General features: G+C 63.1%; 19 protein-coding genes. 7 read left to right on the top strand and 12 right to left on the bottom strand.

Annotated elements, in window-relative coordinates; genetic code table 11:
• Positions 1-152 precede the first annotated feature (152 nt).
• Positions 153-2,171, top strand: a complete 2,019-nt coding sequence (locus tag BFQ04_RS16755) for a TonB-dependent receptor (protein WP_065951762.1) — start codon at positions 153-155, stop codon at positions 2,169-2,171.
• Between the two features lie 454 nt (positions 2,172-2,625).
• The gene (locus BFQ04_RS16750) at positions 2,626-5,043 is read left to right on the top strand and encodes a glucose/quinate/shikimate family membrane-bound PQQ-dependent dehydrogenase (protein ID WP_065951761.1); all 2,418 of its coding nucleotides are present in this window, start codon (positions 2,626-2,628) and stop codon (positions 5,041-5,043) included.
• Positions 5,044-5,159: 116 nt separating this feature from the next.
• Here BFQ04_RS16750 and BFQ04_RS16745 read toward each other — a convergent pair whose 3' ends face one another.
• The 9 genes from BFQ04_RS16745 to BFQ04_RS29350 form a co-directional block, all read right to left on the bottom strand.
• Positions 5,160-6,335, bottom strand: a complete 1,176-nt coding sequence (locus BFQ04_RS16745) for an ABC transporter substrate-binding protein (protein WP_065885946.1) — start codon at positions 6,333-6,335, stop codon at positions 5,160-5,162.
• A complete protein-coding gene (locus BFQ04_RS16740; protein WP_065951760.1) occupies positions 6,332-7,306 on the bottom strand; it encodes a CobW family GTP-binding protein in 975 nt (324 codons plus the stop codon). Before BFQ04_RS16740 ends, BFQ04_RS16745 begins: the two co-directional genes overlap by 4 nt.
• Positions 7,307-7,419: 113 nt before the next feature.
• On the bottom strand, positions 7,420-7,722 hold the full coding sequence (locus BFQ04_RS16735; RefSeq protein ID WP_065951759.1) for a hypothetical protein: 303 nt from the start codon (positions 7,720-7,722) through the stop codon (positions 7,420-7,422).
• Positions 7,723-7,735: 13 nt separating this feature from the next.
• A complete protein-coding gene (locus tag BFQ04_RS16730; protein ID WP_065951758.1) occupies positions 7,736-8,485 on the bottom strand; it encodes an SDR family NAD(P)-dependent oxidoreductase in 750 nt (249 codons plus the stop codon).
• A gap of 137 nt (positions 8,486-8,622) precedes the next feature.
• On the bottom strand, positions 8,623-9,384 hold the full coding sequence (locus tag BFQ04_RS16725; protein ID WP_065951757.1) for an SDR family NAD(P)-dependent oxidoreductase: 762 nt from the start codon (positions 9,382-9,384) through the stop codon (positions 8,623-8,625).
• A gap of 10 nt (positions 9,385-9,394) precedes the next feature.
• On the bottom strand, positions 9,395-10,735 hold the full coding sequence (locus tag BFQ04_RS16720) for an MFS transporter (protein ID WP_065951756.1): 1,341 nt from the start codon (positions 10,733-10,735) through the stop codon (positions 9,395-9,397).
• Between the two features lie 143 nt (positions 10,736-10,878).
• Positions 10,879-11,757 carry a polysaccharide deacetylase family protein gene (locus BFQ04_RS16715; protein WP_065951755.1) on the bottom strand — a complete coding sequence of 293 codons (879 nt, stop codon included), beginning with the start codon at positions 11,755-11,757 and terminating at the stop codon, positions 10,879-10,881.
• 11 nt (positions 11,758-11,768) lie between these two features.
• On the bottom strand, positions 11,769-13,103 hold the full coding sequence (locus BFQ04_RS16710; protein ID WP_065951754.1) for an amidase: 1,335 nt from the start codon (positions 13,101-13,103) through the stop codon (positions 11,769-11,771).
• A 74-nt stretch (positions 13,104-13,177) separates the two neighbouring features.
• Entirely contained in the window at positions 13,178-13,390 is a 213-nt protein-coding gene (locus BFQ04_RS29350; RefSeq protein ID WP_139111938.1) for a hypothetical protein, read from the bottom strand.
• Positions 13,391-13,437: 47 nt separating this feature from the next.
• On the opposite strand from BFQ04_RS29350, the gene BFQ04_RS16705 reads away from it, so the two are divergent.
• The 5 genes from BFQ04_RS16705 (at position 13,438) to cmoB (ending at position 19,405) form a co-directional block, all read left to right on the top strand.
• Positions 13,438-14,427 carry a GntR family transcriptional regulator gene (locus BFQ04_RS16705; RefSeq protein WP_065937203.1) on the top strand — a complete coding sequence of 330 codons (990 nt, stop codon included), beginning with the start codon at positions 13,438-13,440 and terminating at the stop codon, positions 14,425-14,427.
• A gap of 159 nt (positions 14,428-14,586) precedes the next feature.
• A complete protein-coding gene (gene lon / locus BFQ04_RS16700) occupies positions 14,587-17,004 on the top strand; it encodes an endopeptidase La (protein ID WP_065951753.1) in 2,418 nt (805 codons plus the stop codon).
• Positions 17,005-17,181: 177 nt separating this feature from the next.
• A complete protein-coding gene (locus BFQ04_RS16695) occupies positions 17,182-17,571 on the top strand; it encodes a protease inhibitor I42 family protein (protein WP_065951752.1) in 390 nt (129 codons plus the stop codon).
• A gap of 137 nt (positions 17,572-17,708) precedes the next feature.
• Positions 17,709-18,452: a carboxy-S-adenosyl-L-methionine synthase CmoA gene (cmoA, locus tag BFQ04_RS16690; RefSeq protein WP_065951751.1), complete on the top strand. Its 744-nt coding sequence runs from the start codon at positions 17,709-17,711 to the stop codon at positions 18,450-18,452.
• Positions 18,449-19,405, top strand: a complete 957-nt coding sequence (gene cmoB / locus BFQ04_RS16685; RefSeq protein WP_065951750.1) for a tRNA 5-methoxyuridine(34)/uridine 5-oxyacetic acid(34) synthase CmoB — start codon at positions 18,449-18,451, stop codon at positions 19,403-19,405. The genes cmoA and cmoB overlap by 4 nt, the downstream gene beginning before the upstream one ends.
• A 142-nt stretch (positions 19,406-19,547) precedes the next feature.
• On the opposite strand, the gene tadA is transcribed toward cmoB, so the two are convergent.
• From tadA to pdxJ, 3 genes are all read right to left on the bottom strand, one after another.
• Positions 19,548-20,042 (bottom strand): tRNA adenosine(34) deaminase TadA, encoded by a 495-nt coding sequence (tadA, locus tag BFQ04_RS16680; RefSeq protein ID WP_065951749.1) that lies wholly within the window; start codon positions 20,040-20,042, stop codon positions 19,548-19,550.
• Complete coding sequence (locus BFQ04_RS16675) at positions 20,042-21,424, bottom strand: multicopper oxidase family protein (RefSeq protein WP_065951748.1); 1,383 nt, start codon at positions 21,422-21,424, stop codon at positions 20,042-20,044. Before BFQ04_RS16675 ends, tadA begins: the two co-directional genes overlap by 1 nt.
• Positions 21,425-21,674: 250 nt before the next feature.
• Positions 21,675-22,418: a pyridoxine 5'-phosphate synthase gene (pdxJ, locus tag BFQ04_RS16670; protein ID WP_065951747.1), complete on the bottom strand. Its 744-nt coding sequence runs from the start codon at positions 22,416-22,418 to the stop codon at positions 21,675-21,677.
• Positions 22,419-22,468: the final 50 nt, after the last annotated feature.

The following is a 22,468-nucleotide window of genomic DNA, read 5'->3' as shown; positions in this document are numbered from 1 at the left end:
AGAGGAAACACAGCCGCGCACCTTAGCCGACGGGGCGTAACGGTGGAAGCACTGCATTGAATATAGCCGTCCGGCAAAAGTTCCTCTTTTCAGTGAAAAAAGAGATGTTATATTGTAACAACTCTTATTGAAGTTCTGCCAAGGAATGTCCGATGTCCCGCTCTTCTCTCTGGCGCTTGTCCCCCCTCGCCGCCGCCCTGTTGATCGGCTCCCAGGCCCACGCCCTGGAACTGCCTCCCCAAGTCGTCACCGGCAACCCGCTGGGCAGCGAACAGCTCGCCTCGCCTACCACCGTGCTGGAAGGTGACGACCTGACCCTGCAACAAAAAGGCAGCCTTGGCGAAACCCTGAACAAGCAGCCGGGGGTGTCGTCGTCGTACTTTGGCCCCGGTGCCAGTCGGCCGATCATTCGTGGCCAGGACGGCGACCGTATTCGCCTCCTGCGTAACGGGGTGGGCGCGCTGGATGCGTCGTCGCTGTCCTACGACCATGCCGTGCCGCTGGACCCGATCAATGTCGAGCGCATTGAAATCGTACGCGGCCCAGCCGCGCTCCTGTACGGCGGCAGCGCCATCGGCGGCGTGGTCAATACCTTCGACAACCGCATCCCCACCGAGGCCATCGAAGGCATCCACGGTGCCGGTGAGTTGCGCTACGGCGGCGCCGACACCACCCGCAGCAGTGCGGGCAAACTGGAGGCCGGCAACGGCACCTTCGCCTTGCACCTGGACGCCAACGCGCGGGAATTCAACGACTTGAAAATCCCGGGCTACGCGCGTAGCCGTCATGCCCCCGCAACCGAGGATGGCCCCGGCAAAAATGGCCGCCTGGGCAACAGCGACGGGCGCCAGGATGGCGGCGCGGTGGGTGGGTCCTACACCTGGGATGATGGCTACGCGGGGCTGTCCTACAGCAACTACGACAGCAACTACGGCTCCCCCGCCGAGCAGGACGTGCGCATCCGCATGCAACAGGAGCACTACGCGTTCGCCTCCGAGATCCGCAACCTGCAAGGCCCGTTTACCTCGGTCAAGCTCGACGCGGGCTACACCGACTACCAGCACCGCGAGATCGAAGGCGGCGAAACCGGCACCACCTTCAAGAACAAGGGCTATGAAGCGCGGGTGGAGGCCCGCCACCAGCCTATGGGCCCGTTCGAGGGTGTGGTCGGCGCACAAGTGACCCGCAACCAATTCTCGGCCCTGGGTGAAGAAGCCTTCGTCCCCCAGACCGATACCAATGCCGGCGCGCTGTTCATTCTTGAGCAAATGCAAGCCACCGAGCGCCTCAAGCTCAGCCTTGGCGGGCGCCTGGAACACACCAACGTCGATCCGGACGCCAAGGGCAACGCGCGCTTTGCCAATGCCGACAAGGCCAGTGACTTCACCGCAGGCAGCCTGTCCTCCGGCGCGGTCTACAGACTGACGCCGATCTGGTCCCTGGCCGCCACGTTGGGCTACACCGAGCGTGCCCCCACGTTCTACGAGCTGTACGCCAATGGTGCCCACGTCGCCACCGGCACCTACGAACTGGGCGATGCCAACCTGTCCAAGGAAAAAGCCGTGTCCAGCGACCTGGCCCTGCGCTTCGACAACGGCACCCATAAAGGCAGCTTCGGCGTGTTCTACAGCCGCTTCTCCAACTACATCGGCTTGCTCGGCACTGGCCGTACGCTGAACGACGAAGGTGAAGAGGACGCCAGCGGTATTCCCGAGTACACCTATTCCGGCGTACGCGCGCGTTTCGCCGGCTTCGAAGCCCAGGATCACTGGAAACTCGGCGAAGGCGCCTACGGCAAGTTCGCCCTGGAGCTGTCGGGCGACTACACCCGCGCGACCAACCTGGACACGGGCCAAGCCCTGCCGCGCATTGCGCCGCTGCGCTTGAACAGCGGTTTGCTCTGGGAACTGGACCGCTGGCAGGCGCGTATCGACGTGGAACATGCCGCCGGCCAGGGGCGCGTGCCGAGCAATGAAAGCGGCACCGATGGCTACACCACCCTGGGTGCGAGCGCGGGTTACCACTTCAATGTGGGTGGCAGCCAGTGGCTGGCATTCGTCAACGGTGAAAACCTGACCAACCAGACGGTGCGCTACGCCAGCTCGATCCTGCGTGACATCGCGCCAGCGCCGGGGCGCAGTGTGCAGTTCGGCATCCGCACTACCTTCTAACCCACACCACACATCCCCTGTAGGAGCGAGCTTGCTCGCGAAAACCGTCAACGATAACGCGTGCTTCCTGAACACACGCGGCGCCAGTGGGTTTTTCGCGAGCAAGCTCGCTCCTACAGAGGCTATTCTGGCAGCGACTATCTGTCACTGTTACCAAATCTGAAATGATGCATCTTACGATTCACCCTTCCTCAAAAAGCCCCGCCGCATTATCCTTCGCAACAATCTGCAACGCTTCACTTCCTGGCCGACCTCATTTTGCCAAATCTCCCTGTACGTAAAGACAGCGCTGTCCGAAATCAGCCTGCGTCCGGGGGGGTGTTACCCGTCTGTGGATAACCCGTTTATCCACAGAAAAAACCAAAAAAACGATGAACCAAGCCCGCGCCGAATCGTCATCTACAGTGAGTGAAGCACGGGGTTACATAATTCCAACGTAACGGAGAAACACACTATGAGCACTGATGGTGCCTCAAGCCCAAGCCGCCTGCTGCCCAGGTTGCTAGGCGTCTTGCTGCTGATCATGGGGCTGGCCTTGCTGGCCGGTGGGGTCAAGCTGAGCATGCTCGGCGGGTCGTGGTACTACCTGCTGGCCGGTATCGGCATCGCCCTGACCGGCGTGTTGCTGCTGGCCACCCGCCGCGCCGCGCTGGGCCTGTACGCATTGGTGCTGTTCGCCAGCACCGTGTGGGCACTGTGGGAAGTGGGCCTTGACTGGTGGCAGCTGGTGCCGCGCCTGGCCCTGCTGTTCGCCCTGGGCATCGTCATGTTGCTGCCGTGGTTTCGCCGTCCGTTGCTGCATGGCCAGGCCGCGCCGCTGGGCACCGGCGCGCTGAGCGCCGCCGTGGTACTGGCGGGCGCTACCGCCCTGGCCAGCCAATTCACCAACCCCGGTGAAATGGTCAAGACCGGCCAACTGAACCGCGACACCGTGGCCGGCATGACCAACACTGCGCCGAGCCAGGCTGACGGTGACTGGAATTCCTATGGCCGCTCGGCCTTCGCTGACCGTTACTCGCCACTGGCCCAGATCACCCCGGCAAACGCGCACAAGCTGGTGCCGGCCTGGACCTTCCGTACCGGTGACATTCCCGGCGCGGGCGATCCCGGTGAAACCACTGCGGAAAACACCCCGCTGAAAGTCAACGGCATGCTTTACGTGTGTACCCCGCACAGCCAGGTGATTGCCCTGGACCCGGACACCGGCAAGGAAATCTGGCGTTTCGACCCGAAGATCAGCACCCAGGGTGCCGAGAACTTCAAGGGTTGGGCGCACATGACCTGCCGTGGCGTGTCGTATCACGATGACGCCGCCTACGCTTCCGAGCAGAAGCCAACCGGCAAGGCCAGCCCGGCCGCCGTACCGAACGCCTGCCCGAAACGCATCTTCGTGCCGACCGCCGACACCCGTCTGATCGCCCTGAACGCCGACACCGGCAAGATGTGCGAAGACTTCGGTGACAAAGGCCAGGTCGACCTGCGCGCCAATATCGGCAGCTTCGCCCCAGGGGGTTACTACTCCACCTCGCCACCGGCCGTGACCAAAAACCTGGTGGTCATCGGCGGTCACGTGACCGACAACGTTTCCGTCGACGAGCCAAGCGGCGTGATCCGTGCGTTCGACGTGCACACCGGCAAGCTGGTGTGGAACTGGGACAGCGGCAACCCGCACGACACCACCCCGTTGGCCGAAGGCAAGACCTACACCCGCAACTCGCCGAACATGTGGTCCATGTTTTCCGTGGATGAAAAACTCGGCATGCTCTACCTGCCGATGGGCAACCAGATGCCCGACCAGTACGGCGGCGACCGTACCGAAGACTCCGAGAAGTACGCGGCCGGCCTGACCGCCCTGGACATCGCGACCGGCCATGTGAAGTGGACCGTCCAGTTCACCCACCACGACCTGTGGGACATGGACGTAGGCGGCCAGCCGTCGCTGATCGACATCAAGACCGCTGCCGGCGTCAGGCACGCGGTGATGGCATCGACCAAGCAAGGCAGCATCTACGTGCTGGACCGCGCCACCGGCTGGCCGATTGTGCCTTTCAATGAAATCCCGGTACCACAGGGCGCCGTCGCGGGCGATCGCACCGCGGCTACCCAGCCCAAGTCCGAGCTGAACTTCATGCCACCGCCCCTCAAAGAGCGTGACATGTGGGGCGTGACGCCGTTCGACCAACTGATCTGCCGGATCGACTTCAAGTCGCTGCGCTACGACGGCCCGTTCACCCCGCCGTCACTGCAAGGCTCGATCGTGTACCCAGGCAACTTCGGCGTGTTCGACTGGGGCGGCATTTCGGTTGACCCGGTGCGCCAGATCGCCTTCGTGAACCCGAGCTACATGGCGTTCAAATCGAAACTGATCCCGGCGGCCGACATTGCCAAGCAAGGCCCACGCGTCAGCGAAACCGAAGGCGTACAGCCAAACAAAGGCGCGCCGTACGGTGTGATCCTCGAAGCGCTGCTGTCGCCAATGGGCCTGCCGTGCCAGGCGCCGGCATGGGGTTACGTGGCAGCGGTCGACCTGACCACCAACCAGACCATCTGGATGCACAAGAACGGCACCGTGCGTGACAGCTCGCCGATCCCGATCCCGCTGACCATGGGTGTGCCGAGCCTGGGCGGTACGTTCACCACCGCCGGTGGCGTCGCGTTCCTCAGCGGCACCCTCGACCAGTACCTGCGTGCCTATGACGTGAAAAACGGCAAGCAACTGTGGGAAGGCCGCCTGCCTGCAGGCGCGCAAACCACCCCGATGACCTACACCGGCAAGGACGGCAAGCAATACGTGCTGGTCGTGGCCGGCGGTCATGGCTCCCTGGGCACCAAGCAGGGTGACTACGTGATGGCGTTCAAACTGCCGGAATAAGCAAGACTGGCGGTATTAAAAAGGCGGTTACCTTCAACAGGTAACCGCCTTTTCTTTGCGCCACTGAATGCTCGTTCCCTTGCTCCGCGTGGGAATGCATCCCGTGACGCTGCGCGTCAGCCTCGCCGGGCCCGCATGAAATCCCCCCAGCGCCGCACCAGGTAGTTGTGCTCATCCATGACCGAATTCCATACCGCAATATGCCCCATGCGCTGTTCATAGGAGCCGCCGTCGCGCACTTCGCCAATATCGATCAGCGGCAGGCCATCGCTGCCCGGCAGTTGCTCTCGCGCAGGCTTGCCCGCGTACCAGTAATCCCACTCCGCACGGCTCAAGTGATCGCGACTGCGCGCCGGATTGCCAATGTAATAGCCCTGCCGAGCCATCACCGCCCCGGGCCAGCCCGACAGCCACCAATTCAAGTAAGCATAGGCCGCATCCAGCACCGCGCCCTGGGCATGGCGCGATAACGACAAGCCACCAAACCAGGCCCGATAGCCTTCACGTGGCACCGCCAGGCGGTATTTCACCCCGGCGCGGTGCAGGCGCATCAAGGTCGGCGACCACAGGCTCTGGATATCGATGCTGGGGCTGAGCATCAATTGCGCGGCTTCTTCGTCATCGGACCAGAACGCCGCAAAGTGCCCTTCCTTCTGCTTGCGCACCAGGACGTCGGCCAGCAAATCGATCTCTTCGATGCTCATGTTGCCAATGTCCTTGAAGCTGGCCAGCCCTGCCCCCTGCACCGCCAGCGCGGCGTCCAGGGCGCCGATGGCGGCGTCGCTTTGCAAGGCCGTGCGCGCACGCCACGCGGGGTCCAACAGCCAGCCCCAGCTTTCATTGCCGTGGCAAAACCCGTCGGGCATACGCTCGGGACGGTAGGCAAAGCTGTCGGCGTTGTGGGTCAGGGGCAGCATGCTGATGCGCTCGGTAACCGTGCTGCCCAGGCTGCCATCGTGCTGCACGAACAACCGCTCGCTGGGCACGCTGCCGCTGCCCAGGCGGTCATCGGGCGACAGACGTCCGCGCTTGGGCAGGTCATTGATCTCGTGCCACAACGCGACGCGCCGGGTGTCGATGGGTTGGATCGCCCGGGCCGGCCACACGAAATCGACATTGTGAAACCACTGGTCGTACAGGTCGTAGCTTTCGGGCTGCATCACCGCGATGCGCTGGGCTTGTTCGACGTCGTGTACCTGATACACCAGGCGGATACCCAGTTCCTGCTCGGCCCGCACGCGCAGGCATTCGAGCAAGGTGACCGACGTGCCGAGGACCCTCAACGTGATCATGCTGCGAACCGCCGCGAGAACACATCAAAGGAGCGGCGCAACAGCGCAGGGTCGAGGCCGCGCAGGATAAACACCAGGCGCGATTGCCGGTCGCTGCCCGGCCACGCAGGCAGATGCACCGGCGCATGCAGGCAGTGCTGCACGCCATGAATGACGATGGGGGTGTGACTGGCGTTCACGTTGAGCAGCCCTTTGACACGAAGGATTCGTTCGCCGTGGCATCTTAACAGCATCGACAACCACACCCCGAAACCGACCCAATCCAAAGGCTGGTCGAAGGTCAGGCTGCACACTTGCGCGGTGCCGTGGCTGGCCGTGGTGGTCTGATGCAACTGCCAGCGGCTGACTTCAATGGCGGGTTCGGCGCTGCGCAGGCCTTCGCCAAGCAGCAGTTGGTCGCCGCTGTGAATGGCATGGGTATCGAGGATCGGCGTGCCGGCATTGAGTGCCCGCAAATGCGCGCGCAGTGCCGTGCAGTCGCCCGCCAGGTCGGTCTTGCTCAACAGCAAGCGATCCGCCGCCGCCACCTGGGCCAGCCATTCCGGGTGCAGGCGTTCCTGCAGGACGGCGTGGCTGGCGTCCACCAGGGTAATCACCAGGCCGATGTGCAAACGCCCGCGCAGTTGCACGTCGTTATTCAAGGTGGCGAGGATGGGCGCCGGGTCGGCCAGGCCGGTGGTTTCCAGGATCACCCGCTTGAATGCCGGGATTTCACCGCGCTCGCGACGTTGCAGCAAGGTCAGCAGCGCCTCCTTCAGCTCGCCACGGATCGAGCAGCACACGCAGCCGCTGGGCAGCAGCACCGTGTCCGGCGCGATGTCTTCCACCAGCAGGTGGTCGATGCCGACGTCGCCGAATTCGTTGATCAGCAACGCGGTGTCGCCCAGGCTTTCACCCTGCAACAGGCGCTTGAGCAAGGTGGTCTTGCCGCTGCCGAGGAAGCCGGTGATGACGTTGAGAGCGATGCTCATTTTTATACCTCCGCCCCTTGCAGGAGCGAGCTTGCTCGCGAAGCACTCAGGGACACCGCGTTTATCCAGGATGCACGCGTTATCGTTGAGGTTTTTCGCGGGCAAGCCCGCGCCTACAGTGGGTTGCATTCCAAATGGTCGAGCAGTTTGGGGTCGAGGGGATCCAACGGACGACCGAGCATGTTCTGCGCCGCCTGCCACAGCTGATCCAGGCCGCTGGCCAGTTCCTGTTTGCCAGTGGCACCCAGCAACAGATACGACGCGCCCTGGAAGTCTTCGACTTTGAGCCGAAACACCGCCAGCACCTGGTTGATCGCCGCGATCCGGCGCAGGCGTTCACGACGCCTGGGCAGCTCGTCGCCCAGGGGGTCGCTCCAATGCAGGTCTTCGCCGAGCAATCCGCAGAGTCCGCACATGATTACACCCCGCTCATGGCATGACATCGCCGGCGTTCGGGCCCAGGGTCTGGCCGACGAACAGGTTGCCGCCGGGCTCGCTGGCCAGCAGCACCGCCGTCGGCGCCACTTCGTCGGCCAGCCCGAAGCGGCCCAGGGGCAGCTCCCTGGCCTTGGCCCGCTTCCAGTCAGCGCTGATGCCGCTGACCAATGGCGTCTCGATGGGGCCGGGGGCGATGGCGTTGACCAGCACATTGTCCTTGGCCACTTCCAGCGCCAGGGACTTGGTAAAGCCAATCACGCCGGCCTTGGCGGCGGCGTAATGCGTCAGTTCGGCGCCGCCCTTGATGCCCAGTTGCGAGGCGACATTGATGATCCGCCCCCAACGCTGCGCAAGCATGTGCGGCAAGGCGCGCTGGCTGGCGACGAAGACGCTGGTGAGGTCGACGCGCAGCATGTCGTTCCACATCGCGATGGACAGGTCGACGCAGCGCGCCTGGGTGAGCATGCCTGCGTTGTTGACCAGGATATCGATACCGCCCAAGTGCTCGACGCAACAGTCGACACTGGCCTGGGCGCCTTCGACGGTGCCGACGTCAGCCAGGCATTCGAACACCTCGGCACCGAGGTTGCGGCAGGTGATCGCGGTTTCGGCGAGGCTGGCGGCGTTGCGGTCGGCCAGCACCAGGCGTGCGCCTTCAGCGGCGTACGCACGGGCGATAGCGGCACCGATGCCGCTGCCGGCGCCGGTGATGACGGCGCGGCGGTGGGTGAGTTGAGGCATGTAAATAATCTCCCGAATAAACACAGTTGCGATGTGGGAGGGGGCTTGCCCCCGATAGCGGTGGGTCAGTCACAGCTGTTTTTCTGAGCCACAGCCATCGGGGGCAAGCCCCCTCCCACATTTTTGATCCAGTACAGTCAGTCGGGCCAGCGTACGGTCAGGCCACCGTCGATGACGATGCTCTGCCCGGTCAGGTAACTCGATGCATCACTGGTTAAAAACTGCACCAATGAAGCCACCTCATCCGCACGCCCTACCCGTCCCAGCGGGATCGCTTTCGCCGCTTTCGCCAACCCTTCCGGCCCCAGCGAGTTCTTCGCATCCAATGACTGCGGCGTCTCGATCAACCCTGGAATCACCGCATTACAGCGTATGCCCTTTGCCGCCAACTCCACCGCCAGCGAGCGGCACAACCCCGGCACGCCGGCCTTGGCGGCCGCGTAATGCGAATGCTCTTGCCAGCCATACACGCCTCCGGCAATCGACGAAATCGCCACCAACGCGCCGCCTTCGTGCATATGCCGGGTCGCCGCGCGAAAGGTGCGCATGACCCCCGTCAGGTCGACATTGAGCATCTCGTCCCACAGCGCATCGGTCATCTCCAGCAACGGCGCGCGACGCAGCAACCCGGCGTTGGCCACGGCGTAATCCAGCCGACCAAAACGCTGCACGCCCTGCGCGGCCAGTGCATCCACCGAGGCGGTATCGCCCACGTCCAACGGCAACATCAGGCATTCGCCGCCGGCGGCCTGCACCAGGCTGACGGTGGCCTGCGGGTCATGGGGGTCCGCCGGGTAATACCCGCCGACCACCGCCACACCGTGGCGCGCATAGGCCACGGCGAGGGCTTGGCCGATGCCGCTGGCGGCACCGGTAATCAAGGCAACGTTACGGTTCATCATTGACTCCTTACTGAACGGTTTCCGGACGCACATGGCGCGCGGCAAACATCAACAGGCCGGACAAGAAGCACGGCACGGCGCCAAACCACAGCGCGGCGGTCTGCCAGTCACTGCCGGCGGACAACACCTGGGTTGCACCAAAGCCTGCGACCACCGCACCAATCGGGCCCATGGCATGGATGATCGCGCCGCCAGTGGCGCGGATGCTGGTAGGGAAACTCTCGCTGATAAAGAACAGCGCCGCCGAATATGGCCCGATCAGGAAGAACAGGCCCAGGCTGTACAGCCCGACCACCATCGCCATATTGCTCGGGCCGAACAGCATCCCGGCGAACGCCAGACCACCGAGCATCCAACCCAGGCCGATCACGTTGCGACGGCCGATCTTGTCGCCCATCCAGCCGTGGCTCAAGTAGCCGCAATAACCCACCAGGTTCGACAGCACGAGGATGATCAGCGAGTTCTCGAACGAGATGTGGTGCACGCTGACGATCACCGAAGTCCCCAGCACGCTGAACACCTGGATCGCCGCCCAGTTGAGCAACAATGCGGCGCCGATCACCAACGTGGCACGGCGAGCCGGCCCACGGAACGCGGCCTTGAGACCGGCCTTGCTGTGCTCGTCATAGTCCACGCCATAGGTCTGCGCGACGTTCTGCGCGTCGCTCACCGCGCCGCTTTTACGCAGCCGGCTGATGCGTTCGTGGACCTGGAACTGCGGGCTCTCCTTGAGCTTGCGCGCCATGATCGCGATCACCACAGCCGGGATCGCCGCAAAAATGAAGCAGCCCTGCCAGCCGATGATCGGCAGCAACAGCGCGGTCAACCCGGCGGCGATCAACGCGCCGACCGGCCAGCCGCCCTGCACCAGGCTGTAGATGAAGCCGCGACGCTTGGTCAGCCGCGGGTCTTCGGAGGCGCCGTACAACTCGGTCAGGTAGGTGGCGTTGACGGTTTCCTCGGCATAGCCCAGGCCGCCCAGCGAACGGATCAGGATCAGCGGCGATTTGCCCCACGCCCCGCCTATCGCAGTCAGCGCCGAGCACAACGCGGAACCGGCCACGGTGAAGATAATCCCTTTGCGTCGCCCCAGCTTGTCCACGATCGGTCCGATGGCCAGGGCGACCACGGCGGTGCCCACCGCCACCCAGGTCGCAATCTCGGCCTGCTCCACTTCACCCCATCCAAAGTGCCGGCCAATCTCCGGCAGCAGGGTGCCGAACAGGATGAAGTCGTACACCGCAAACACCCAGGCGAAAAACGCGATCCAGGTGGCGAAGCGCACCTCCCGGGAAGTCAGCTGCCGGGGTTTCCAGCCAGTCAGGTCAAGCTTGTTGTAGATGGACATAGATCGCGCCTCAGGGGGATTGATGGGCCCTTTAGGAGCGAGCTTGCTCGCGAAAAACCGGAGAGCGCGGCGTGCATTCAGGATGCCCGCGTCATCGTTGACGATTTTCGCGAGCAAGCTCGCTCCTACAGGGTGACGCAGGTTCAGGTACGCGGCTGGCGGCGGATGAAGTCATCGGCAATTTCGTCAAAGGTGACGAAGCGCACGCCGGCATGGCTCTGGATGTGTTCGATCAGACGCTCGAGCATCAGCAGCACTTGCGGGCGGCCGGACACGTCGGGGTGGATGGTCATGGTGAACACGGCGTGTTCGTGTTCGCGGTAGACCCAGTCGAACTGGTCGCGCCACATTTCTTCCAGGTGACGCGGGTTGACGAAGCCGTGGCTGTTGGGGGCTTTCTTGATGAACATCATCGGCGGCAGGTCGTCGAGGTACCAGTTGGCCGGGATCTCCACCAGGTCGGTTTCTTCGCCGCGCACCAGGGGTTTCATCCAGGTATCGGGGTGCTGGCTGTAGTCGATCCTGGTCCAGGTATCGCCCTTGCGCACGTAGTAAGGGTGGAAGTCGTTGTGCATCAGGCTGTGGTCGTACTTGATGCCTTTTTTCAGCAGCAGTTCGTTGGTGACCTTGCTGAACTCCCACCACGGCGCCACGTAGCCGGTGGGGCGCTTGCCGGTGACCCGGGTGATCAGTTCGATGGACTTGTCGAGAACGATTTCTTCCTGCTCGGCGGTCATCGCGATCGGGTTTTCGTGGCTGTAGCCGTGCACGCCGATCTCGTGGCCGGCGTCGGCCACGGCCTTCATCTGCTCGGGGAAGGTTTCCATCGAGTGACCGGGGATAAACCAGGTGGTGCGCAGGCCGTAGCGTTCGAACAGTTTGAGCAGGCGTGGCGCGCCGATTTCACCGGCGAACAGGCCGCGAGAGATGTCGTCCGGCGAGTCTTCACCGCCGTAGGAACCGAGCCAGCCGGCGACGGCGTCAACGTCGACGCCAAATGCACAGAGGATGTCTTTAGCCATGGTGTGTCTCCTTAAATTGTCATTACGGATTCAACGCACAACGCTGCGCGCAGCAGGCGTGCGTCTTCTCCCGTCGGGACGCTGAGCAGCAACCCGGTGGGCAGCCCCTGGGCATCGCAGCCGCTGGGCAGGGTCACGCCTGGCATGTCGAGCAAACTGCCGGGCATGGTCAGGCGCAGGGTGGCGAGGTTGGTTTGAACGAACAGGTCATCGTCAGCTTCAAGCGCGGCTAACGGCGGGGCCACGTGGGCAACGGTCGGCGTAATCAGGACGGCGCCGTCGAGGTCTTCGATCAGTTGCTGTTGCAGGCGGCGGCGGGAGTCGGTCAGGTGGATCAGTTGGCTGGCCGGCAGTGAGCGCGCGGCTTCCAGGCGACGGCGCACGCGAGGGTCGAGCTGATCGGCGTCGCGGCTGTCGAGTAACGCCTGGTGCAGGGCGAAGGCTTCGAAGGCGCCGAGCCAGCCATGGTGCTTGATCAGTTCCAGTGTCGCCTGGAAGGCCGGGCATTCGCGCGCCTCGACCAGCGCGCCGTGGGCCTTGAGTTGCGCGACCGCGCGCAACAGGTTGTTGCCCACGGCGGGTTCGACGTCCTGCTGCGCCAGCACGAAGCGCTGGCCCTTGAGGCTGCGGGCGATGGAGGTCTGGCTCTGGGTGTGGATGCGGCCATGCAGCAAGTCGTCGACGGCCAGGGCGTCACGCATGCTGCGGCTTATCGGGCCGAGGCTGTCGAGGCTGTGCGCCAGTGGGAACACGCCATCGCGGCTGTAGCGCCGACTGCTGCTGCGGTAACCCACCAGGCCGTTGAACGCCGAGGGAATGCGGATGGACCCGGCAGTGTCGGTGCCCATGGCGATGGGCACGATGCCGGCGGCAACGGCCACGGCCGACCCCGAGGAAGATCCGCCGGGGATGCGCGGTTGATCATTGCCATGGGGATTGTGCGGGGTGCCGAAATGGGGGTTCAGGCCCAGGCCGGAATAGGCCAGTTCGCTGAGGTTGGTCTTGCCGACGCTGACCATTCCGGCACGACACAGCCGGCCGACGGTGGGTGCATCGAGCAACGCGACGGGCGCATGGCGGCGATAGGCGGCGCCCGCCGTGGTGATGCTGCCAGCCACGTCGAACAGGTCCTTCCAGGCCAGCGGCACGCCATCGAACCTGCTCAACGGCTGGCCGGCGCGCCAACGTGCGGCAGAGGCTTGGGCTTCACGACGGGCGCGCTCGGGCGTCAGGCTGATAAACACCGACGGGGCCTGGCTGGCTTTGTCCAGTGCCTGTTCGAGGGCTTGCACCGGGTCGCTGCGACCACTGGCGAAGTCCTCGGCCATTGAAGTGGCGTCTGACATCAGGATGACCCTCAAAAACGTACATATTAATAAAATGTACATTTTATAAAGGCAGCTTTCGTGCCAGTCTGTGCTCACCCAATTTTGCGCTGACAGCGGTTTTCGCCCAAAGCCGCGAGGTAGAGGGTGTTTGACCAGGTAAAAAATCTGGGCAGGCGCTTGCTCAGCACTTTCAAGGAAATAATGTACTTTTTAGTAATAAGTACATTTTGGTGCAGAAAAGTAACAGGTCGACTTTCCAAGCCCCAAAAACGTGCCGCCGACGTGGCGCAGAGTGACAGGCGCATCTATGAGAGAATCCCCGGTCAACGGTCCCTCCACCTCTGAGAACGCAATGAAAGCAGTGTCCGCCTCGGCCTCCCGTTACGCGATGATTCACAAAGTGATGCGCGACGCGATCGTCAACGGCACCGCCCGCCATGGGCTGGTGTTGCTCGAAGCGCCGCTGGCCGAGTTGTTCGGCACCAGCCGCGTGCCGGTGCGCAAGGCCCTCGACCTGCTGCATGACGAAGGCTTGATCTGCCGCTTCAACGGCCGGGGCTACCTGATCAATCCGCAAGGCCTGGCCATGGAGCCGTTGCGCCTGCCCCTGAGCCATGCGCACCTGGGTCTTAACGGCGAGGACGAGCTAGTGGACACGCGGCCGCTGGGCGAACGCATCGTCGAGGAAATCGGCGCAGCGTTGTCCACCTGCATTGCCTTCGGCCACTACCGCCTGGACGAGCAAGCCGCCGCCGACCACTACGGCGTCAGCCGCGCGGTAGTGCGTGAAGCGCTGATGCGCCTGCGCGACCGTGGCCTGGTGGAAAAAGAGCCCTACTCCCAATGGCTGGCCGGGCCTTTGACCGCGCGGGAAGTCACCGAAGACTACGAACTGCGCGCCTGCCTTGAGCCCGAAGCCCTGCGCCAGAGCGCGCCCAACCTCGATCGCGAGCTGCTTGAAGCCATGCTGCAACGCGTGCTGGACGCCCAGGACAGTGCGCAGTGCAGCCTGGAGGCCATCGAGCAGATCGAGGAAGACTTGCACCAACGCTGCCTGGCCGGCCTGCAGAATCGCAAGATCGCGGCGCTGATTCGACAGGGGCAGAGCCCGATGATCATCAGTCGGATTTTTTATCGGTTGCTGGGGATTGGCGCCGATCCGGCGATGTTGGCCGAACATCGACTGATTCTGGAGTTGTTGCTGCACGGCGCGTTTGATGCGGCGGCGCTGAATCTGCGTGAGCATTTGCAAAGGGCCAGTCAAAGGATGTTGCAGCGGTTGAAGGTGTTGTCGGTGCTGCCCGAACAACCGCTACCCGCCTACCTGCACAAAATCAGCTGACCCAGCACAGACCCAATGTGGCAGGGGGCTTTCCTCCTCCCACACTAGTCCAGCGTCGTTCTGATAATTTCATGCAATATGTTGCTATCTCACCCCCACCATTGAAACCACCACAGCCCTGCCCCATCTAAGCACCATACTTCCTGATGCAGGTGCCCCATGAGCGACCAGCAAGACATCCCTGATTACGACTTGAACGACTACGCCGACCCCGAAAACGCTGAATCCTCGTCCAACACCGGCCTGGCCCTGCCTGGGCAGAACCTGCCGGACAAGGTTTACATCATCCCGATCCACAACCGGCCGTTTTTCCCAGCGCAAGTCTTGCCGGTGATCGTCAACGAAGAGCCCTGGGCCGAGACCCTGGAACTGGTGAGCAAATCCGACCACCACTCCCTCGCCCTGTTTTTCATGGACACACCGCCCGAAGACCCACGCCATTTCGACACCTCGGCCCTGCCGCTGTACGGCACGCTGGTCAAGGTGCACCACGCCAGCCGCGAGAACGGCAAGCTGCAATTCGTGGCCCAGGGCCTGACCCGCGTGCGTATCAAGACCTGGCTCAAGCATCACCGCCCGCCGTACCTGGTGGAGGTCGAATACCCGCACCAGCCGAGCGAGCCGACCGACGAGGTCAAGGCCTACGGCATGGCGCTGATCAACGCGATCAAGGAACTGCTGCCGCTCAACCCGCTGTACAGCGAAGAGCTGAAGAACTACCTCAACCGCTTCAGCCCCAACGACCCGTCGCCGCTCACCGACTTCGCCGCCGCGCTGACCTCGGCCACCGGTAACGAGTTGCAGGAAGTGCTCGATTGCGTGCCCATGCTCAAGCGTATGGAGAAAGTGCTGCCGATGCTGCGCAAAGAGGTCGAAGTCGCGCGTCTGCAGAAAGAGCTGTCCGCCGAAGTGAACCGCAAGATCGGCGAGCACCAACGCGAGTTCTTCCTCAAGGAACAGCTCAAGGTCATCCAGCAGGAACTGGGCCTGACCAAGGACGACCGCAGCGCCGACGTCGAGCAATTCGAGCAGCGGCTGGAAGGCAAAGTACTGCCGGCCCAGGCGAAAAAACGCATCGATGAAGAACTCAACAAACTCTCCATCCTCGAAACCGGCTCGCCGGAATACGCAGTGACGCGCAATTACCTGGACTGGGCCACCTCGGTGCCGTGGGGCGTGTATGGCGAAGACAAACTCGACCTGAAACACGCGCGCAAGGTGCTGGACAAGCACCACGCGGGCCTGGATGACATCAAGAGCCGTATCCTCGAATTTCTTGCGGTGGGTGCCTATAAAGGCGAAGTCGCCGGTTCCATCGTGCTGCTGGTAGGCCCGCCGGGCGTGGGCAAGACCAGCGTGGGTAAATCCATCGCCGAATCCCTGGGCCGGCCGTTCTACCGGTTCAGTGTCGGCGGCATGCGTGATGAGGCCGAGATCAAGGGCCATCGCCGCACCTACATCGGCGCCCTGCCCGGCAAGCTGGTGCAGGCGCTCAAAGATGTGGAGGTGATGAACCCGGTGATCATGCTCGACGAGATCGACAAGATGGGCCAGAGCTTCCAGGGCGACCCGGCGTCGGCGTTGCTCGAAACCCTCGACCCGGAACAGAACGTCGAATTCCTCGACCACTACCTGGACCTGCGCCTGGACCTGTCCAAAGTGCTGTTCGTGTGCACCGCCAACACCCTGGACTCGATTCCCGGCCCGCTGCTCGACCGTATGGAAGTGATTCGCCTGTCGGGCTATATCACCGAGGAAAAAGTCGCCATCGCCAAGCGTCACCTGTGGCCCAAGCAGCTGGAAAAAGCCGGCGTCTCGAAAAACAGTCTGAGCATCAGCGACGGCGCCTTGCGTGCGCTGATTGATGGCTATGCGCGGGAAGCCGGTGTGCGTCAGTTGGAGAAACAACTGGGCAAATTGGTGCGCAAGGCCGTGGTCAAGCTGCTGGATGAGCCGGATTCGGTGATCAAGATCGGCAGCAAGGACCTGGAAAGCTCCCTGGGCATGCCCGTGTTCCGTAATGAACAGGTACTGTCCGGCACCGGCGTGATTACCGGCCTGGCCTGGACCAGCATGGGCGGCGCCACCCTGCCGATCGAAGCGACGCGCATCCACACGCTCAATCGCGGCTTCAAGCTCACCGGCCAGTTGGGTGAAGTGATGAAGGAGTCCGCAGAAATCGCCTACAGCTTCATCAGCTCGAACCTGAAGTCGTTTGGCGGTGATCCGAAGTTCTTCGATGAAGCCTTCGTCCACCTGCACGTGCCGGAAGGTGCCACGCCCAAAGACGGCCCGAGCGCGGGTGTGACCATGGCCAGCGCGTTGCTGTCACTGGCACGCAACCAGCCGCCAAAGAAAGGCGTGGCGATGACCGGCGAACTGACCCTGACCGGGCATGTGCTGCCGATTGGCGGAGTGCGCGAAAAAGTGATTGCGGCGCGGCGCCAGAAGATTCACGAGCTGATCCTGCCGGAGCCCAACCGTGGCAGCTTTGAAGAACTGCCGGAGTACCTGAAGGAAGGCATGACCGTGCACTTTGCCAAGCGCTTTGCGGATGTGGCGAAGGTGCTTTTCTGACAGTTATGTAGTGCCTGAGCTGGCCTCATCGGGGGCAAGCCCCCTCCCACACTTGAATGTGTTCACACATCAACATGTGGGAGGGGGCCTCCGATGAGGCCAGACCTGCCCCCTTCTGTCACAACTTGACCCATCTTCGGTTATGCTCGCCCTTCGTCGTGTATAAACGGAGCCCCCATGACCGCAGCCCGCCTGCTTCTCCCCCTGAGCCTTGCCCTGCTCGCCGCGTGCGCCAGTGCGCCGAAGCAAAACGTCACCGTGGACAACCAGAGCGCCTGTCCGCTCCCGCTTAAAACCGGACAAAACCTGATCCTCACCCTGCCCAGCAATCCCACCACCGGCTATCGCTGGGCTATCCAGGATTCCGCCGGCGGCGTGTTGCGCGCGCTGAGCCCAGAGGTGTACAGCAGCAGCGAATCCGGCGTGATCGGGGGTGGCGGCCAGTCGACCTGGCGCTTTCAGGCATTCGCCGCCGGCCAGGGCCGTTTGCGCCTGACCTCGCAGCAACCGTGGGAACCGGAAGCCGAACCCGTCGAGATCTTTGAATGCGCGATTACGGTGAACTGATGGGTCAAGGCTGTGGTGACGTGCTGATTCCGGCACCGCGTTCATCCAGAATGTCTGCGTAATCGTTGACGACCATCGCAGGCAAGCCAGCTCCTACGCTAAAATGCCGGCCTTTCCCCTTCGTCGCCGGAACAACCGTGAGCAAAGAACCCGATCGCCTATTCGCCCAGCCCCTGCCCCAGGTGCCGGACTTCGCCTTTAACGAGGACGTGGTGCGGGTGTTCCCGGACATGATCAAGCGCTCGGTGCCCGGTTACCCGACCATCGTTGAAAACCTCGGCGTGCTCGCCGCCCGGTTCGCCCAGCCCAACAGCGTGCTGTATGACCTGGGCTCATCCCTGGGCGCGGTCACCCAGGCCCTGCGCCGCCATGTGCGCACCGAGGGTTGCCGGGTGATCGCGGTGGATAACTCGACGGCGATGGTCGAACGCTGCCGCCAATACCTCAATGGCCAGGACTCGATGTTCGAGGAATTGCTGCCGGTGGAGGTGATCGAAGGCGATATCCTCGCCCTGCACTTCCAACCGGCCTCAGTGGTGGCGCTGAACTTCACCCTGCAATTTATCGCACCCGATGAGCGCCTGGCGCTGCTCGGGCGCATCCGTCAGTCGCTGCTGCCGGGCGGCGCACTGATCCTCTCGGAAAAGCTGCGTTTCAACGATGGCGAAGAACACGCGTTGCTGACCGACCTGCATATCGCGTTCAAGCGCGCCAACGGCTACAGCGAACTGGAAATCGCCCAGAAGCGCAGCGCCATCGAAAATGTCATGAAGCCCGACAGCCTCGAAGAACACCGCGAACGCCTGCTGGCGGCCGGGTTCTCGAAAGTCGTGCCGTGGTTCCAGTGTCTTAACTTTGCCTCGTTGATTGCCTTGCCATGATTGATTTGTCTCCCCTCGCCCGCCACCTGGTCGGTACTCCCCTGGCCGTGTGGGCCCAGGGCCTGCAAGCGCAGCTCGATAGCAAGATGGAAAAAGGCCACGGCGACCTCGAGCGCTGGCAGAGTGCCTTGGACGCACTGCCGAAGATCCAGCCCAGTGAAGTGGACCTGTTGAACGGCCTGGTGCTGGACACTGATTGCGACGACGAGACTCGCGCACAGATGCACACCGCGCTCATGGGGTTGAGCCCTTGGCGCAAAGGCCCGTTCCACCTGTTCGGCGTGCATGTTGACACCGAATGGCGCTCGGACTGGAAATGGTCCCGCGTGGCGCCGCACCTGGACTTGAAGGGCAAGCGCATCCTCGATGTGGGTTGCGGCAACGGCTATTACATGTGGCGCATGCTCGGTGCCGGCGCCGACAGCGTGATTGGCGTAGACCCCAACTGGCTGTTCTTCTGCCAGTTCCAGGCGGTGCAGCGTTACCTGTCCGAACCCAGGGCCTGGCACCTGCCGTTCCCGTTCGAAGACTTGCCGGCAAACCTTGAAGGCTTCGACACGGTGTTTTCCATGGGCGTGTTCTATCACCGGCGTTCGCCGATCGAACACTTGCTGGCGCTGAAAGACACGCTGGTCAAAGGCGGTGAGCTGGTGCTGGAAACCCTGGTGGTGGAAGGCGATCAGCAGCAAGTGCTGGTGCCGGAAGACCGCTATGCGCAGATGCGTAACGTGTGGTTCCTGCCCTCGGTGCCGGCGCTGATGCTGTGGTTGCGCCGCGCGGGATTCAGCGATGTGCGCTGCGTGGATGTGAGCGTGACCACGGTCGAGGAACAACGCGGGACGGCATGGATGAAGTACCAGTCGCTCAGTGATTTCCTCGATCCCGAAGATCACAGCAAGACCATTGAAGGGCTGCCGGCGCCGATGCGGGCGGTGATCATCGCCAGGAAATAACGGTGAGTTATCACTGAATATATGGAGATCCAAATGTGGGAGGGGGCTTGCCCCCGATAGCGGTGTATCAGCCATGGATGTGGTGACTGACACTCTGCTATCGGGGGCAAGCCCCCTCCCACACTTTTATCCTCAGTGTTCTTTAGAGTGGAGGCTTGGCCCGGCGAGCCTTGAAGAATTCACTCAGGACGGTGCCGCACTCCTCGGCCAGCACCCCACCTTCAAACAGGACCCGATGGTTGAGAAAGCCCTGGGTAAAAAACTGCCCCTGGCTCTGCACGATCCCGGCCTTGGGCTCCAGTGCGCCGTACACCACCCGTGCAATTCGCGAATGCACGATCAGGCCCGCGCACATGCTGCACGGTTCCAACGTCACATAGAGGGTGCTGCCCGGCAGGCGGTAATTGCTGACGGCGTGGGCGGCCGCGCGGATTGCGACCATCTCGGCATGGGCACTGGGGTCATTGCCGCTGATCGGGCAGTTGAAACCGCGGCCGATGATCTCACCGTCCTGCACCAGCACCGCGCCCACCGGCACTTCACCCAGCGCGGCGCCCTGGGCGGCGAGTGCCAGGGCTTCGCGCATGAAGTCCTGGTCGCGGCTGCGGTCGATGATCGCCGGGCGAATCTGGCGCATCACGCCACCTCGATGGCGGCCATCAGGCCGGTTTCCATATGGTCGATCACATGGCAGTGGAACATCCATACGCCCGGGTTATCCGCCACCAGCGCCACACGGGCGCGTTCGTTCTTGCCCAGCAGGTAGGTGTCGGTGAAGTACGGGATGACCTTGTGGCGGTTCGACGCAATGACCTTGAAACTCATGCCGTGCAGGTGGATCGGGTGCTGGTACTGGGTCATGTTCTTCAGTTCGAAAATATAGCTCTTGCCCTTTTCGAGCCTGGCGATGGGCCGGTCGGCGCAGGTCTTGTCGGTGATGTCCCAGGCCTGGCCGTTGATCTGCCACAGGCTCGGCGGCTTGCCGTTGTCGACGTTGACCGACACCGAACCGACCCATTCGAAATTGAAGTTGAGTTTCTCGGCATTGGCCAGGTCCGGTTCGGCAACCGGGTTGGCCGGCAGCGCCGGGGGCCATTCGGTGGGCGCGTCGGTGTTGGCCACCGAGCGGAACGTGCCCAGGCGCACCGGACCATTGCGGATCGACAGCTCTTCGCCGGCGGGCGGCGCCTTGATCGCCAGGCAGATACGCATGCCTGGGCCCAGCCAGTATTCCTTGCCCAGCGGGCGCGGCTCGATGGGGTTGCCGTCCAGCGCGTAGATCTGCGCGTCGACATCCGGAATGTTGATGCGATACGTCAGGGTGTTGTCCAGGTTGAGCAGGCGCACACGGGTAATCTGCCCGGCCGGCAGGTCGATCACAGCCTGGGACACGCCATTGATGGTGGATAAACGCCCCGCCGTACCGCCGCGCGCCGCCTCACGGGGAATGCTGAAGGCGACAAAGGCGCCCTCTTCGTCCACGTGCCAGCTTTTCAGGCTGAGGGTACGCTCGTGCCTGAAACCGGTGGGCTCGCGCTCCTCGATGATCAGCGGTCCGACCAGGCCACGGCCGAGTTCTTCGCTGCTGTTGACGTGCGGGTGATACCAGTAGCTGCCGGCGTCGGGCACACGGAACTTGTAGTCGAAGTATTCCCCGGGCAGTACCGGCAATTGCGAGACGTAGGGCACGCCGTCCATTTCCAGCGGCAGGCGGATGCCATGCCAGTGGATGGTGGTGGCGACCGGCAGGTGGTTGATAAAACGCACCCGCAGCCACTCGCCCTGGCGTACCCGCAACTCGGTGCCGGGCGCCGAGGGGCCGAACGCCCAGGCCTGGGTGGTGTGGCCCGGCACCAGTTCCACGTCCAGGGGGGCGGCAATCAGTTGGTAGTCGCTTCCTGCGTTGGCATCGGCGACCTTGCCCAGCCAGTAGCGATAGGCGCCACCCGCGCCCACACCGACTACTGCCAGGCCGGCAAGGCCACCGAGAATCTGTCGACGGGAAAACGATTGGGACACAGCAACCTCACGTATCTACCGCAGGCCAAGGCCCGCAAAGGGCAGATACGATACACCTGCGGGGCCTAAACAGTAAGGGTTCGCATTGCCGCACAGCGAAATTGCGGAGGTCAATGAAGATCAAAAATGTGGGAGGGGGCTTGCCCCCGATGGCAGTGTGTCAGTCAGCCTATTCTTACCTGATACACCGCCATCGGGGGCAAGCCTCCTACCACATTTTGAACTCCACTGAGTCTTAGAGTGTGTTCGCTCAGGTTCTGGCAGCCGCCAGGATCAGGGCGTTCATCTCGGCCACGGCGCCTTTGAAACCGACGAACAGCGCATGGGCCACCAGCGCATGGCCGATGTTCAATTCGTTGATGCCCTTGATCGCCGCCACGGCTTCGACGTTGTGGTAGTGCAGGCCATGGCCGGCGTTGACGATCAGGCCTTGGCCAAGCCCGCAGTTCACGCCGTCGATGATGCGTTGCAGCTCTTCAGCCACTTCGGTCGGCGTGGTGGCATCGGCGTAGCGGCCGGTGTGCAGTTCGATGGCCGGGGCGCCGACGCGGCGTGAGGCCTGGATCTGACGCGCGTCGGCGTCGATGAACAACGACACTTCGCTGCCGATCTTTGACAGGCGCTCCACGGCGGCCTTGATCCGCGCTTCCTGGCCGGCCACGTCGAGACCGCCTTCGGTGGTCAATTCCTGGCGGGTTTCCGGCACCAGGCAAATGTGCGCCGGGCGGATGCGCTCGGCGAACTGCATCATTTCTTCGGTGACGCCCATTTCGAAATTCATGCGGGTCTGCAGCACATCCTTGAGCAGCAGCACGTCGCGCTCCTGGATGTGGCGGCGGTCTTCGCGCAGGTGCACGGTGATGCCGTCGGCGCCCGCTTCTTCGGCGTCCAGCGCGGCCTTGACCGGGTCAGGGTAACGGGTGCCCCGAGCCTGGCGCAGGGTGGCGACGTGGTCGATGTTGACGCCAAGAAGAATGCGATTGCTGGTGGTCACGGAAGCGCTCCTGAAAAGGGAAAGAATCGGTGCACAGCATACACGGGGAT

It is taken from the genome of Pseudomonas sp. 37 R 15, assembly GCF_900004865.1.
GTDB lineage: Bacteria > Pseudomonadota > Gammaproteobacteria > Pseudomonadales > Pseudomonadaceae > Aquipseudomonas > Aquipseudomonas fluorescens_AM.
The sequence above is the reverse complement of the archived record's forward strand: the minus strand, read 5'-3'. Positions and strand labels throughout refer to the sequence as shown.

What these genes read in the sequence shown, in the direction of transcription:
- BFQ04_RS16755 (WP_065951762.1), top strand. Translation starts at nt 153, where the DNA reads ATGTCCCGCTCTTCTCTCTGGCGCTTGTCCCCCCTCGCCGCCGCCCTG.
- BFQ04_RS16750 (WP_065951761.1), top strand. Translation starts at nt 2,626, where the DNA reads ATGAGCACTGATGGTGCCTCAAGCCCAAGCCGCCTGCTGCCCAGGTTG.
- BFQ04_RS16745 (WP_065885946.1), bottom strand. Translation starts at nt 6,335, where the DNA reads ATGATCACGTTGAGGGTCCTCGGCACGTCGGTCACCTTGCTCGAATGC.
- BFQ04_RS16740 (WP_065951760.1), bottom strand. Translation starts at nt 7,306, where the DNA reads ATGAGCATCGCTCTCAACGTCATCACCGGCTTCCTCGGCAGCGGCAAG.
- BFQ04_RS16735 (WP_065951759.1), bottom strand. Translation starts at nt 7,722, where the DNA reads ATGTGCGGACTCTGCGGATTGCTCGGCGAAGACCTGCATTGGAGCGAC.
- BFQ04_RS16730 (WP_065951758.1), bottom strand. Translation starts at nt 8,485, where the DNA reads ATGCCTCAACTCACCCACCGCCGCGCCGTCATCACCGGCGCCGGCAGC.
- BFQ04_RS16725 (WP_065951757.1), bottom strand. Translation starts at nt 9,384, where the DNA reads ATGAACCGTAACGTTGCCTTGATTACCGGTGCCGCCAGCGGCATCGGC.
- BFQ04_RS16720 (WP_065951756.1), bottom strand. Translation starts at nt 10,735, where the DNA reads ATGTCCATCTACAACAAGCTTGACCTGACTGGCTGGAAACCCCGGCAG.
- BFQ04_RS16715 (WP_065951755.1), bottom strand. Translation starts at nt 11,757, where the DNA reads ATGGCTAAAGACATCCTCTGTGCATTTGGCGTCGACGTTGACGCCGTC.
- BFQ04_RS16710 (WP_065951754.1), bottom strand. Translation starts at nt 13,103, where the DNA reads ATGTCAGACGCCACTTCAATGGCCGAGGACTTCGCCAGTGGTCGCAGC.
- BFQ04_RS29350 (WP_139111938.1), bottom strand. Translation starts at nt 13,390, where the DNA reads ATGCGCCTGTCACTCTGCGCCACGTCGGCGGCACGTTTTTGGGGCTTG.
- BFQ04_RS16705 (WP_065937203.1), top strand. Translation starts at nt 13,438, where the DNA reads ATGAAAGCAGTGTCCGCCTCGGCCTCCCGTTACGCGATGATTCACAAA.
- lon (WP_065951753.1), top strand. Translation starts at nt 14,587, where the DNA reads ATGAGCGACCAGCAAGACATCCCTGATTACGACTTGAACGACTACGCC.
- BFQ04_RS16695 (WP_065951752.1), top strand. Translation starts at nt 17,182, where the DNA reads ATGACCGCAGCCCGCCTGCTTCTCCCCCTGAGCCTTGCCCTGCTCGCC.
- cmoB (WP_065951750.1), top strand. Translation starts at nt 18,449, where the DNA reads ATGATTGATTTGTCTCCCCTCGCCCGCCACCTGGTCGGTACTCCCCTG.
- tadA (WP_065951749.1), bottom strand. Translation starts at nt 20,042, where the DNA reads ATGCGCCAGATTCGCCCGGCGATCATCGACCGCAGCCGCGACCAGGAC.